This window comes from uncultured Psychrobacillus sp., assembly GCF_938022135.1.
Lineage (GTDB): Bacteria > Bacillota > Bacilli > Bacillales_A > Planococcaceae > Psychrobacillus.
This window is the reverse complement of record NZ_CALIED010000076.1, coordinates 93,064-107,105: the sequence shown is the minus strand read 5'-3', so window position 1 is coordinate 107,105 and position 14,042 is coordinate 93,064. Positions and strand designations below refer to the sequence as shown.

The 14,042-nt window shown below is 33.8% G+C and carries 13 protein-coding genes; 11 read left to right on the top strand and 2 right to left on the bottom strand.

Features of this window, described 5'->3' with window-relative positions; translation table 11 throughout:
• Positions 1 to 37 precede the first annotated feature (37 nt).
• Entirely contained in the window at positions 38 to 718 is a 681-nt protein-coding gene (locus tag Q0371_RS15905) for a helix-turn-helix domain-containing protein (protein ID WP_298472782.1), read from the bottom strand.
• A gap of 173 nt (positions 719 to 891) precedes the next feature.
• On the opposite strand from Q0371_RS15905, the gene comGA reads away from it, so the two are divergent.
• From comGA to Q0371_RS15875, 6 genes are all read left to right on the top strand, one after another.
• A complete protein-coding gene (gene comGA, locus Q0371_RS15900; RefSeq protein ID WP_366518605.1) occupies positions 892 to 1,698 on the top strand; it encodes a competence type IV pilus ATPase ComGA in 807 nt (268 codons plus the stop codon).
• 623 nt (positions 1,699 to 2,321) lie between these two features.
• Complete coding sequence (locus Q0371_RS15895) at positions 2,322 to 3,518, top strand: ABC-three component system protein (protein ID WP_298472780.1); 1,197 nt, start codon at positions 2,322 to 2,324, stop codon at positions 3,516 to 3,518.
• On the top strand, positions 3,511 to 4,020 hold the full coding sequence (locus tag Q0371_RS15890; RefSeq protein ID WP_298472778.1) for a three component ABC system middle component: 510 nt from the start codon (positions 3,511 to 3,513) through the stop codon (positions 4,018 to 4,020). Before Q0371_RS15895 ends, Q0371_RS15890 begins: the two co-directional genes overlap by 8 nt.
• Positions 4,017 to 5,957 carry a DUF3732 domain-containing protein gene (locus tag Q0371_RS15885; RefSeq protein WP_298472776.1) on the top strand — a complete coding sequence of 647 codons (1,941 nt, stop codon included), beginning with the start codon at positions 4,017 to 4,019 and terminating at the stop codon, positions 5,955 to 5,957. Before Q0371_RS15890 ends, Q0371_RS15885 begins: the two co-directional genes overlap by 4 nt.
• 725 nt (positions 5,958 to 6,682) lie before the next feature.
• Positions 6,683 to 7,192, top strand: a complete 510-nt coding sequence (locus tag Q0371_RS15880) for a hypothetical protein (RefSeq protein WP_298472774.1) — start codon at positions 6,683 to 6,685, stop codon at positions 7,190 to 7,192.
• Positions 7,193 to 7,564: 372 nt separating this feature from the next.
• Entirely contained in the window at positions 7,565 to 8,005 is a 441-nt protein-coding gene (locus Q0371_RS15875; protein ID WP_298472772.1) for a GNAT family N-acetyltransferase, read from the top strand.
• A 254-nt stretch (positions 8,006 to 8,259) separates the two neighbouring features.
• On the opposite strand, the gene Q0371_RS15870 is transcribed toward Q0371_RS15875, so the two are convergent.
• Positions 8,260 to 9,282: an IS1595 family transposase gene (locus Q0371_RS15870; RefSeq protein ID WP_298472770.1), complete on the bottom strand. Its 1,023-nt coding sequence runs from the start codon at positions 9,280 to 9,282 to the stop codon at positions 8,260 to 8,262.
• A gap of 180 nt (positions 9,283 to 9,462) precedes the next feature.
• Between Q0371_RS15870 and Q0371_RS15865 the strand changes: the two genes are divergently transcribed.
• The 5 genes from Q0371_RS15865 to Q0371_RS15845 all read left to right on the top strand — a co-directional run bounded on the left by Q0371_RS15865 (position 9,463) and on the right by Q0371_RS15845 (position 14,026).
• Positions 9,463 to 10,011 (top strand): hypothetical protein, encoded by a 549-nt coding sequence (locus Q0371_RS15865; protein WP_298472768.1) that lies wholly within the window; start codon positions 9,463 to 9,465, stop codon positions 10,009 to 10,011.
• Positions 10,012 to 10,044: 33 nt separating this feature from the next.
• Complete coding sequence (locus tag Q0371_RS15860) at positions 10,045 to 10,242, top strand: hypothetical protein (protein WP_298472765.1); 198 nt, start codon at positions 10,045 to 10,047, stop codon at positions 10,240 to 10,242.
• Between the two features lie 1,102 nt (positions 10,243 to 11,344).
• Positions 11,345 to 12,292, top strand: a complete 948-nt coding sequence (locus Q0371_RS15855; protein WP_298472762.1) for a CBASS oligonucleotide cyclase — start codon at positions 11,345 to 11,347, stop codon at positions 12,290 to 12,292.
• Positions 12,293 to 12,304: 12 nt separating this feature from the next.
• A complete protein-coding gene (locus tag Q0371_RS15850; RefSeq protein WP_298472759.1) occupies positions 12,305 to 12,817 on the top strand; it encodes a hypothetical protein in 513 nt (170 codons plus the stop codon).
• A 3-nt stretch (positions 12,818 to 12,820) separates the two neighbouring features.
• Positions 12,821 to 14,026: an ATP-binding protein gene (locus Q0371_RS15845; RefSeq protein WP_298472757.1), complete on the top strand. Its 1,206-nt coding sequence runs from the start codon at positions 12,821 to 12,823 to the stop codon at positions 14,024 to 14,026.
• The last annotated feature ends 16 nt before the right edge of the window (positions 14,027 to 14,042 follow it).

Sequence of the window (14,042 nt, the reverse complement as noted above, 5' to 3'; positions counted from 1 at the left end):
CATAAGTTTGTCACAATTAAGATACATCTTCAATTCATTATAGAACTTCGACGTGATATACGCAATTAATACAGTGATTTTGCTTACTTTCTAACTGGATGAATGAATTCTCTGGGAATAACTTGTCAAACTGTCCTTTTAGAAAGGATTCATGTAATAAGCATATAAATTGTGGGTATTTATTTAAAAAATCTTTATAAGGACAATTGAATATAGAAAAAGTGATAACTTTTTTATTGTTCTTTTCCATGATAGTAGGGATATAACCTATAGAGTGGGCAGTTTCCTTTAAAATATCCAGTTTCTCTTCAAAGGACATGCTATCCATTAGTGTATGATTAACCACTTTTTGTCCGTTTTGATAAGCGATATCCTTAGCTTTTTCAAGCGCTTCCTCACCCATTGTATCCACTAATTCCAATAGCCATTCAAGCAGTAAATGATTTTCTTGTTTAGGAAAACTTAAATGTATTGGTTCTTCAGCAACAACATAAACTCTTGCTGGCCGACCACCTTTTTCGTTTTTAACGAATTTCGAAGTCAGTAGCTTCGCTTCGTTTAGTTTTGTAAGATGTAGTCTAGCCACATTTGGATGAATACCAAAATGTTGGGCAATTTGCTGTACATTTACTTCCTTATTTTCTTTTATAATATATTGATAGATTGAGAATCTAGTCTCATCTGCCAGGGTACCTGTTAGTTTTAATGTATCGGACAAGTATATCCCACCTTCCATTAATTTTATTATAAGGGAGAATTTAAGAATGACAAACGATATCATCTAATAAATAAAAATTGTGAAAAATCACTTTATTTATTTAGGAATAGGAAGTATACTATGTTTTATAAGCTTCGTGCGGCCAAGCTTGTGACTGGGGAAAGGACGACTAAATGCAGCAAGAAGAAAATGTAGTGGAACAAAGATGCTTCCAACTATTAAAGAAGGCACATCAATTTGGAGCTTCTGATCTTCACATGATTCCCAATGAAGAAAATTACATCTATTATTTCAAGAAGACATCCCAAATGTTCGAGGCAGGTCAGCTGCCATTAAATCTCGGGATTAGAATCATATCATACTTCAAGTTTTTATCCTCTCTTGATATCAGCGAAAAACGAAAACCACAAAGCGGTTCCTTCCAACATATGTTTAACTCACAAAAATTTTCGTTTCGAGTTTCTACCTTACCATCTGTGTATGGAAAGGAGAGCTTAGTCATTCGACTTCAACAGCATGACAATGCAAAAATTATCCACTCACTTTCCTTATTTAGAGGAGCATCAGACAAAATCGTAGAGCTTGCTAACCAACGGCAAGGAATGATTCTATTTGTTGGACCAACTGGCTCAGGTAAGTCTACCTCTATGTATTCATTGACAAAATACTGTGCAGAAAATATGAACCGGCATGTCATCTCTTTAGAGGACCCTGTTGAAAATAGCCAATCATATCTACTTCAAATTCAAGTGAATGAGCGCTCAGGTGTTACGTATGCCAAAGGGCTAAAAGCCATCTTAAGGCACTCGCCAGACGTGATTATGATTGGAGAGATAAGAGATGAGGATACGGCTAAAGCGGCAATACAGGCTTCCTTAACGGGCCACTTAGTAGTATCCACGATTCATGCCAAGGATGGATTAGGTGCTTTATATAGACTAATGGATCTTGGTGTTAAATCTCATTATCCATGGCATTGAGTTAACATCCTTGGCATTTCTTTCAACTCCTTGGCACGAGCGAAGCTTAAAACTATTGGTATGTCTAGAGTCTGTTTCAAGTAGTTTGGCGAGACATGATTTTCTAATGTAGAAGAAGAAACACCATTTCAAAGTTTGGCAATGGAAGGTATTTCGGTCAGCATGTTAGGCGCCACACGAATCAAAGTTTGACACCACAAGTAATATTGAGCAACAAGCTTGGCAAAAGTGTGATTAAACGAACAAATATAGCTATGATATTTAAAAATATTCATTTTGGTTTTAATCCATTAAAACACATAACAGATGATATTTTTAGTGAAATGTAAAGAATATTTTTACTGATACAAATAACAAACAGAAGGATGAGTATAGGGTCTTGGTATATCCGCACAGACACAGACAATAATTATTTAAATATCAAACGCTTGATTATATTTTTAATAGAAATTCCCCTAAACAGTTGTTAATGGACATGATTAGGGGAATTTCTATTATTCTATTGAATTGATAGAAAGGATAGATTCTTTTGGAAATTTACTGGTATAATAATAAATAATGAAACTAAAATTAACCAAGATTGAATCTTGCTATTTTCTTGCGGTGTAAGGAGGAAATAATTTATGTCGAATATGTTTTCTGCTGGAAATTCAGCAATTGGGTACCTTTATCAAATAAGATACGCATTACTAATGATTTTGAAAAACAATGATAAGGATATTTCTATTGAAAATTTAGATGATATTGAATTTGGAAAAGAAGGTACCCCTATCGAGCTTCTTCAGTTAAAACACCATTCAAGCAAACGAGTGGCTAATCTATCTAATGGTTCTAGTGATTTTTGGAAAAGCATTCGTATTTGGGCTGAGGCGGTTAAAAATAATAGCATAAGAGTACCAGGAGTATTTTTCAGTCTTGTTACAACTGCGTTAGCATCACCAAATTCTGCTATTTATTATTTGAAAAATGATAATAACAGGAATTCAAAAGAAGCACACATAGCGTTATTGAATCATATTACAGCGTCAAAGAGCGAGGGGAATAAGGTAGCATATGATTCATTTCTTTCACTTGATAGTGACCAACAATTTAGATTAATAGATAGCATCTATGTATTGGATCAAGCTGAGAATATGATTGACGTTGTCGATACAATCAAAAATGAGTTGCGTCTTGTTGTAAAACACGAGCTAATAGAACCTTTCTACGAAAGACTGGAAGGATGGTGGTTTGAGGAGACAGTTAAACATCTATTTTATGGCTCTAAAGATCCGATTAGAGGATCTGAAGTGCATAGAAAAATACAAGATATTCGTGATAACTTAAAGCCAGATGCACTTCCAATTGATTTTGCCAATGCAGAACCCAGTGAAACCGAACAAATTTGGGATGAAAGAATTTTCGTCCATCAGTTAAATGCAATCGCTGTTTCTCATCCACGAGTGAAAAGAGCAATAAAAGATTTTTATCGGGCTTCCAACCAAAGAGCTAGATGGATTGCGGATCAGCTAGTGAGTATAAGTGAGTTGGAAGATTACGAAAGAAAATTAATAGAAGAATGGGAAGAACAGTTTGCAATGGCTGAGGAGGGTATATCTGATTATTCAGACGAACATTTACAAAAAAGTGGTAGGGTACTATACAATGAGGTAATGAGGATTCCTTATTTAAATATAAGACAAAATGTAACAGAGCGGTATGTAATGCAAGGGAGTTTCCATATACTTTCGGATCAAATTCCATTTAGAATAGGATGGCATCTACAATATAATGATAAATTAGCCTATCTAAAGAAAAAGGAGTTGGATAAACATGAATAGTTGGGAAAATCGCCCTGTTGAAATTGCTAATCTCATTAATCCAGCCTTTTGTGGATTTTTAATTTACGAGTTCATTAAAGGGTATGAGGAGAAGGATGATAGCGAAACTGGTACACCATACGATCTATTTTTTTTAATGTTACCAATAATATTACACAAACCAACAAAGCTTGTCTTACCCCGTTCTGTCAGTACATATATGCATGTATGGCTCCAAGAGAAACCAGAAGTACGAGTTGGGTTTGCATTAAGAGCTAAAGAGTTAGTTCCCTATACAAAAGAAGCAATTCATTTTTTGATGAAAAGAGAAATAGTTACTGTAAACGAGAGTGGAAATTTCAAAATTTCCAAAAAATTAAAACCTTCTTTAATAAATTCATTAGAAAATGATTCAAAGATGTATCTAAACGATTATCAAACTAAAGCTAAAATGCTAGGTAGATGGTTCGCTGTTACAGGAACAAGTTCAACGATTTATACAATGTGGGGGGTAAGTCCATGACCATGCAAATAAAAGAAATAATACTTTACAATAAACAAGGTAAGTTAAGAACGATTCCTTTTGAAACTGGCAAAGTCAATATCATTACTGGTAAATCGAAAACAGGAAAATCAGCAATAATAGAAATCGTTGAATATTGTTTAGGTAGATCGGAATTTTTAATTCCCGAGGGAATTATTCGTAAAAATGTAGCAATGTATGGAGTAAAATTTCAATTAAACAAAGAAGAATTATTTATTGCTAAAGCCCCCCCAGAAGGGAATAATCAAAGTCAAAATAGGGTTTATATGGAAATAGGGAATGATATAATACCACCTGAACTAACAAAAATAATTCCAAATACAAACGACGATGGCTTGACAGATTACTTGGGAAATTTTATAGGAATATCTCCGAATTTGAATACTCCAAAAACAACAGAATCAAGAAACCCATTAGAAGCTAATTATAAACATTCAAGACTTTTTCTTTTTCAAAAACAAAGTGTAATTGCAGATGAAAGTATATTATTTCATCGTCAAAAAGAACCTTTCCTGCCGCAAGCAATAAAAGATGTATTACCTTATTTTCTGGGAGCTGTAAGAGAGGATCACTTAAAATTAGAAGCAGAATTACGTGCGACTAAAAGAGAATTGAAGATTCTAAAGAAGAGAGAAATCGAAGCTGAGCTACTAAGTACCAGCGGTTCAACAAAAGCGCAAAATCTACTCGATGAAGCAAAACAAGTTGGACTAATAGAGGAAAGTTTTTATGTGGACAACCAAGAAGAACTTATAGATAGGTTAAAAAAAGCCCTGTTATGGAAACCTTCTGGTATGTTAGGAATAGAAATGAATCAATTAGAAAAACTTCGGGAAGAAAGAGCGCAACATGTTGAGCAACTAAATGATATTATTGAGCAAATTCGTGCAGCAGAGTCTTTTGCTGCCGAAGCATCAGGTTATTCTAAAAACGGCAATGAACAAAGATTAAGGTTAGAGTCAATTGCTTTGTTCAATGAAGAACCAGATGATGAAAGTTGTAAATGTCCTCTGTGTTCATCAATTCTTGAAGAAAAGATGCCAAGAATAGAAAATATGACTAATTCGCTTAGAAGATTGAATATAAATTTACAAGCAGTGGTTAGAGAACAACCAAAGCTCCGTAATTATATAGAGAGTTTGGGAAATGAAAAGGAAGCAAAAAAACAACTAGTAAATAATTTCTCTAGGTCAATCGAAACACTGATACATGAACAAGATGTAGCTAGAGAGATAGAGGACTTAAATAGACGAGTATCGCGAGTAGTTGGAAGAATAAGCCTTTATTTAGACAATTATCAAGAATTACAGGAAGATAATGATTTACTAGAAAAGGTAAGAGCGACAGAAAGTCATATTGAATATCTTGAAACCTTACTTGACCAAGAGAAAAAAGAAGAAATTTTATCCTCTATTTTAAGTCGCATATCTAAGTACATGACAGAATGGGCGAAAGAGTTGGAATTAGAGCATTCAGACGCTCCGTATCGCTTGGATATAAAAAACCTTACAGTAATCGCAGACCAAGAAGAGCGTCCAATACCAATGAATCGCATGGGTAGTGGTGAAAACTGGTTAGGTTGTCATTTAATAAGTCATTTAGCATTACATAAATATTTCATTCAAAAGAATAGACCAGTCCCTTCATTTTTAATACTTGATCAACCAACGCAAGTGTATTTTCCTCCTGAAAAATACGGAAATATGGAAGGGGATGTCGAGGAATTAGATGACGAGGATAGGAAAGCAGTAAAGATGATGTTTGATCTATTGTTTAAAGTATGTAAAGAACTTTATCCAAATTTGCAAATAATCGTTCTTGATCATGCTAATTTACAGGACGATGAATTCCAAAGTGCTTTAGTTGAAAAACCTTGGAGAAACGGAAGGGCACTGATACCTTCTGAATGGTTATAGTCAAAAATAAACAAAAGACCGAACTTCTATGTTCTTTTACTTTGAGCATATTTTTTAATGAATTATAATCCGAAAAGTAATTTCAAATTTATAATATATTTTTACAATTGTTTGGAGCAAACAAGCAGTGCTAGGAAACGAGTGAGCAAAGGATGGAGCGTACTTACGTACGTGACTGACTGACTGAACGAGCGAAGTTGACAACGCAATGCGCAGTGGTTTGAAAGCCGTAAAGTCTAGTGATGATGGCGAAGAGGTCACACCCGTTCCCATACCGAACACCTAACTAATCAAGTAACGGGTGCTTTATTTAAAGTAGGAGTAAAGCACAGTTCATTAAATAGTTGGGTTACCAAACCTTCTCTAGTAGGAGAAAATTCTTTTTTTAACCAAAAAGAATTAAATTAGACAAATTAGGAGAGAAGTTTAAAGGCATTCATAAGAAAGAAATTAAAGAATTGAATAAGCAAAGTTTATAAAAAGCGGGAAAAGCTTACGATAAATTTGATAGTTTTCTGTCTCATTTGTATAAATGGAGGCGTATTGGTCTTAACAGTTTCAAGAAGGAACTAACTCAAACACTGTTATGGATTACATTTTTTATATAAACATTTTGATATGTTTTTAGACCATTGGAAACTGCTTTTGGAGTAAAATATATATATATCTATTAATGGGATTTATTGCTAAAATATTAATAAAAAGAGTTTTGTCCAGGAGGATTTATGTGGAAAATAGCTGCAATAATTTTGATTGGAATTTCCGTTTTTTTATTCTTTAGAAACTTATTACATAGTTGGGTCCTTTCTATTAAACTAAAAAAAATTCCTAATGGAATAAGCCCTAACTCCTTATTAAATATAATAAGTGTTTTATTGGCAGTTTTATCAGTGGCATTTACAATAAATGCTTCACTAGTCAGTCTAATTAATACTCATATTACTAACAACGGACAAACATATTTAATCATATTCCTAATAATTTTAGCAATCACATTCTATGCTATGAACTTAAAGGTAGATAGAATTCAGTATCTTGAAAAACAATTAGATTCTGACACAAAGAAATTATGGGAAAACTACGCTGAGTTAAATGAATTTTACAGACAAAAATCATTAATTAGTGCAATTGAAATTTTTACAAATTCGACACCAACAGTAGTATCTGTACAAAGATATAGATATCGAGTACTAAAAAATCATAAAAAATTAGGCTATGTTAAAGGTAAAGGTTGATTTATAGTGAAATGGTATTGTGACATGTACCCTACATCTGTAAAAATAAGTTCACTTTAACTGGATATTTATGTTAAAATAGGAACAAGTTTGTGAAGGTTTACACTTAAACTAACGCAGCAGGTTAGAGCAACAAGAACTATCGTCAGATTTACACCGCTAAGTAAAGAAGTGCTACCAAAAGACGGGCTGGTAACTTGACTTGTTATTGCAAATTATTTAGGTTCCCGCAAATCGCTACAACGTTAAAGATTCCAAAGACCGCTTGGGGAACTAATATTATAATTATGAATGTCTAGCTAATTCTACTTTTCAAAAGTTGAATTATACATATTTAAAGAGTCATAACTATATTTGGAAGGTGAGATTGCTTTGCTAGAGTTAAGAAAAATTAATAGTGACAATTATGAAGAATGTTTAAACTTGCGTACAACTGATACAAGTGTGGAATTTGTAGATTCTGTGGCGTTTTCATTAGCCGAAGCGTGGGTATTTTATGAAGAGTCACGTCCTTTTGCAATTTATGCTGATAATGTGATGGTAGGCTTTGTTTCAATGTCTATTGGCGATAATAACCCCCAAATTATCAATTTTATGATTGATAGCCGTTTTCAAAAAAGAGGCTATGGATCAGCAGCGGCAAAGCTTTGCATTGAATATTTGTGTAAAGAATTCAATGCACGTCGGATTTCCTTACCAGTTAATTTAGAAAATAAAACCGCACGAAAATTTTGGAGTAGCTTAGGCTTTGAGCGATCGGACAATATAGAAAATGGTTATCTTTATATGCGGTTGTACATAGCAGAAAAATAGGTGAGCTACAAAAAGACTTTTCAAGGTTTTGCAGAAAATGTTATGGGGGTTGTCTGAATAAAAACCTGTATATAGAAATAATTTATTAACACTGTAAACCTCATTTTTTCGTCCCTATACTACAATTCCAGGAGTTTTAGTGGGATAAGCTTTCCTTTTCTTATTCCACTAACGGGTGCTTTAGTAAAAAATGGACATCAAATACAATGAGCTTGGAGACACATTTTCCAGCTCTTTTTTATGTGCACTTTTATTTAGAATGCATAGTCTCTCAGTCTTAACTTGTCTGCGGTTTCCCACGTTCCATGAACGCTTGCCAAGATAAGCATTTGTTTTTTCTTGCTTAAATCGCTTTCCATTTTCCTGTTGTCGAGGAATTGAAACCACACTAAATAAAGTTGTAAATACTTCGTAGAAACACCATTGAACCGACTTATCCATTTCTTTAAACGAGAATGGTAATTATTAATATTATTGAGGTGGTAGATGCCTTTCTTTACATATTCTTTCTTACTGCCGTTTATAATGATGTGCTCCACATCGTTACTAGATGTATAAGATTTGTAAGAATTGTGAGCATCGGAAATAAGCACCGTATCATTCTTAAAATGCGATGTAAGGGTGTTATCAATTTGTTCCATTAGAATTCTACCTGAACCGACCCGTTTTGAAAGGGTTGTTTTGTTTCGGTCTCTAGCGACTAATACACAGATTTGTTCATTAGAAATACCTCTTTTGGAAGCAGAACCCCCACGTTTTCTTGGTTTACGATTTGGAATAACTCTTCGTCCTTTATGGCTTTCTAAGAAGTATGTTTCATCTACTTCTACTAGTCCTTCAAATATACCGATACTTTCTTTTGCGAGTGCAGAGAGCACTTTATGCCTCCAGTAAAATGCAGTTACGTGAGTAATACCAATATTTTTAGCGGTTTCCCGAAGTGAGAGACCATTCAACATACACTCAATAAATGGAATCCATTTGTCTGCCTTTTTCGAACGATACATAGGGGAATTAGTCAAATCACTGCTTAATTTATAACAGTCCTTGCACTTATAACGTTGGCGACCATCTCGCTTCCCGTAACGAACCACAAATGTACTTCCACAATGGCGACAATGAAAACCATGAGAAAACTTTCTCTCTCTCAATTCACCGATTAAAGCTCCTTGTTGTGAGGATGACGGCGAGAAATGGCGAGTTAGATAATCTAAGATGTATTCTTTTTCTTTATCATTCAAGGAAGAAATATTAGCTATTATGTTCGTTAAAGTCATTTGAATTGCCCCTTTTGTAATGTATACAGTCAGAATACTACAAAAGAGGACGTTTTATTCAAAATCAACCAATAACTTTAACATAGCCAAAAATTAAAAATAATAATAAATGGTGATCATACTACCGTTAGAGAAGGTGATGATTTAAACCTCGTTTCACAAGCATATTTTGAATTTAATTTGGATGAAATTAATACGATTATAAGTGCGTATTTGAAAGCGACTGTTAGTTTTAAAACTTATAATGAACGGGACGATGACATCGAAGAATTGCAAGATATCTATTTAAAGCTTCTTGAAGAATTAGATAAACTATCAACTGAGCGAATTGATAATTTCTATACATATAAATTCGAACTAGTTAAGTTGCTACACCCATTATTAGAAAAAAGCATGAATGTAAACTTTAATATCGAATTACCTCCAGATAAAATAGAAAAACTAAATGGACGTAAATCGGGTATCGACATAGCAATGTTTTTACTTAAAGATTATATGTCAATAAAAGCAAATCTAGATCTTTTCAATTACAAAGGTACTTCGGATTCAAAAAAAGCAAGAATGTATTCTAACTTACAATTAACAAATAAACTTGGAGAAAATTTCATATATGTGATAGCCCATCAAACTGATGAAAATTGGACTCAAGAAAAAGTAATTCAAAAGATTGAAGAAGACACGGAAAAATTCCTCGATATAGTTGATGCAGAAATTCATTTTATTTCATAAAATATGATATCATATCATTAGGAGGTGTTTTAAATGCGTCATTCAATTTTTAATGTTGAAAAAACAATCAATGTGCCAGTAAATCCTTCGATTCAAGAAGAACGACGCAAACGTTTTAATGAAAAATACAAAAAGACTTTTAATTCTGATTTAAATATGGTCGAAAATCCAACTTCTACACCTAAGCAAGTAGTGGTTAATGTATATGGATTAAAATCCAAATGGTTATAACTTTCTCCCCATCCAGGTTACAAATATGGATGGGGATTTATATTACAATTCGTTAAATGAATACCGTAAGCCCGAAATAAAAAGAAACCTTTCCGATATGCATGACAAATAACCGTATCATTTCTTGGACAAGCCGTATAAAGAGATTGTCTTGCTACGGATACTCGGTGTCTTATTCATTAAAGAAATCGGAGAAATACACCGAAAAAAAGAAAATTGGGCAAGGGTGACCTTTTACCGAGCCAAGATAAAATTAAGAGAGCGAAGAATAAATGAAGAACAGATAGAAATACCAGCGATTAGCTAATCAAAAATGGATAGTACAATATGGATATAAAGAGTCCTATATGGAAACGATTGAAAACGAACATCAAATTAAATACTATGCGCCTTCTAATTGGATAGTCTTTCATATACCAATACTTTTTACTATCATTACAGTGTACCTTTTAGGAAACTTCCTGTACCAAAAGCGCATTACAAAACGTGGTGAAATTCTTCTGATTCACTATGTCTGTGTACTTTCGTAGAATGAACGATACATTGTGCGTGACTTATTACCACTTATATAGATCATCCATGTACTGAGGAAACTGTCGAATTTGTAGAGCAACATATATATCCACTTCTGAACAATTTTTTCAAATCTTGAATCAAATGCGTGACGAATTCGATTCTTAGTGATAATGCTTCTCTCAACTAACCCCTTATATTTCGCTTCAATTAAACTATATAATTCTTCGTATCTAGGACTTTTCAATGCTGCATTAATTTCTTCCACATCAACTACATGTAGTTGATGAAGCAATGCTAAAGCTGAAACCACTACATCCTTTTGTGTTTTCGAAACACTTCCCCCTTTATTTATAATATGACAATACCAAATCGTCCTTTGGCTAATTCTTATTTAATAACCAAGCAAAAAATGGATGCATAGAGTATCTATTTTCCTTACTTCTTTACTTTTATGTGTTAATATTAGTTACTAAAGATTTAATTTCAATTATTTTCTAAAATATTGACCTTTTTCGACTATTTATATATAATACTATTAATAAAACAAATGTTCTTATTTTGGAGTGGTGGAAGGAAGAGATTGCCCTTGTTATTTACCAATCGGGATTTAAAAAAATTTATTGAAAATAAAGTAAATGTTGACTCGGAAAAAGTAAAAAAATATAGAAAACAAGTGAATAACTTAAGAGATAATTTAACTGACTACATTAAAGAAAATCCTGATTTCGGTTTAGTAAAAATGCTCCATTCAGGCTCTGTTAGGAAAGGAACTGCTATCAGCACTCTTAATGATATGGATGTTGCTGTTTATGTGAAGCCTGAAAAGATTGAAAATTATACAGAAGAGCAAGTGCTTTCTTATATAAAAGATGGATTGGTGAAAGTGTACAAACGTCATAACATGACGGAAGATCAATTCAGTTTAGGAAAACATTGTCTGAAGGTTTCCTTTAAAGGTTCTGGATTAGATGTTGATGTGGTTCCAGTAATTCCTACTGGAGCGCCAAATGATATGGGTCATTTAATTGCTCAGGATACGGGTGAAAGAGTCCTAACTTCTATTCCTCTACACTTGTCATTTATTCAGTCAAGAAAAGCTAGTAACCCTAACTACGCAACAATGGTGCGTATTACAAAGTGGTGGAGAAATAAAAATGAATTTAAGATGAAATCATTTTTAATAGAAATGATATGGGCACATATTGCGGATACAGAAGGAATTTCAGACGACATTGTTACAGCCCTGCAACAGTTTTTTCGGTACATCGTTAATACGGAATTGAAAGATCCGATTGTTTTTGAAGATAATTACAAAAAGTCTGAGGTGATCCTAGTAGAAGGAGAAGTTAATATTTTTGATCCAGTGAACCCTGAAAATAACCTCGGATATAGCTTGGATTATACAAAGCTTGAGCGGATCTTAGATGAGGCGGATGAAGCGTTGGGTTATCTTTCTCTTGCTATGCAAGCTTCTACAAAAAATGTTGCTGAGGCATCATTAAAACAGATTTTTGGATCGTCATTTTCATTATAAGGGGTCTTGTCCATGTCATTTTCATATACGCAATCTAGCACAAAGTCGTATACATATGCGAATACAAGATATGTTAACGATAAAATTATTGCTGATTTAACATACCTTGCTGCTCGGTTTCCTGGATTATTTACAGAAGAACGTTTAACTAGTTGGAAAAGTGACTTTTACCAATGGTTAAATGACGGATATGCCAAAGTGATAAAAGTTCAATTCAAAAGAAATAACGTGTGTTTTTACCAAATTGAGTATGGTATGAAAGATGATGGTACGATAACATCTGATGATAATGTAGGACGATTTAGAGGAATTGATCTATCCGATTCATCTACTTATATAGTTATTGAAATGACTCCCAAATGGTACGAGTTATCGAAAGAAGAACAAGTAAAATACAAGGGAACACTCATTTTAAGTTGGGGAGCTGCTGAGCAGACTACATATGCAAGCGGTCTAATGCGAACTTATGATAAACAATATTCGAGTGGTTCTCTAGGTGTTCAACGATCAATTTTAGGTGGGTAAAATATGCAGATCAATTTATTTGATGAAAAAGAATGTTTGGTCCAAAAGCTTGACTATGACTTCGATTCAATAATGGAAAATGCAGAATCACAAAGCGGTGATACTTTTTCTAACGCAGTACAGTTAATTGAACAAGCAATTATGGAAGAATGGGAATACGAAATCAGTCCCACTCCTTCAAGTATCGTTAAATATTTGAAGTCATATGCAGCGCTCGGATATGCAAACGAGCCTTTAGCAATCAGTGTGATAAAAAGAATCGAGGGGAACGCTCCTATGAAGGATATTTCGTCCACAACATTTGAAGAAATTATACATTTCCCTAATGAAGAGTTTCAAGGTAGATACCATAGATTGGTTGGGTTAGATAATTTAAAAAGCCTTATTCAAAAAGAGGGTGCCACTATCATGGCACCTGAAATACTTCGGAAATGGAGTAACCAGTATCACAACAAAATGATAGAAGCTTTACAAGCATTTAGTGATCGTTATCCTTTTTTTATATTTGAAGGAGACGTAGGTACGGGGAAAACTGAATTTGCTATGACGTTTGGTAGCGAACTTGCACAGTTTACAAATCAAGAAATCATCTTAGCGCGTATGAGCATGAAGTCCCGAGGAAATGGTGTAGTTGGGGAGATTAGTAAGCTGATTACTAAATCATTTCAGGATGCAAGACAAATAGCTTCAAGTTCCAAAAAACCTGTAATTATGTTATTAGATGAAGCTGATAGTCTTGCTCAATCAAGAGAAGAAAATCAAATGCATCACGAAGATAGAGCTGGTGTAAATGCATTAATACAGGGAATTGATCATATTCGTAGTTCGGAGATTCCTATTCTAGTAGTTTTCTGTACAAATAGACTTGGAGCAATTGATCCCGCTATTAAGAGGAGAGCAGCACTAGTTCATACTTTTTCTCGCCCTAATCTAGAACAAAGATACGAAGTTTTCCAAAAATATTTTGGTGATATAGCCTTAACACCTAAGGAATTAGCATTACTTGCTCAGATTACAGGTGAGAATGAAAAATATGGTTATGGATTTACCTATTCGGATTTATTGACCAGGGTCGTACCTCAATCTATTTTATATGCCTACCCTGATAAACCAGTAACATTCGATATTATTGAACATGCTATTCAATCGATTAAGCCATCTGCTCCATTTGTCGAACAGAGCCAAAAAGGGGGTAATGACTTGGGGTAAAGTCAGCTAAACTTTA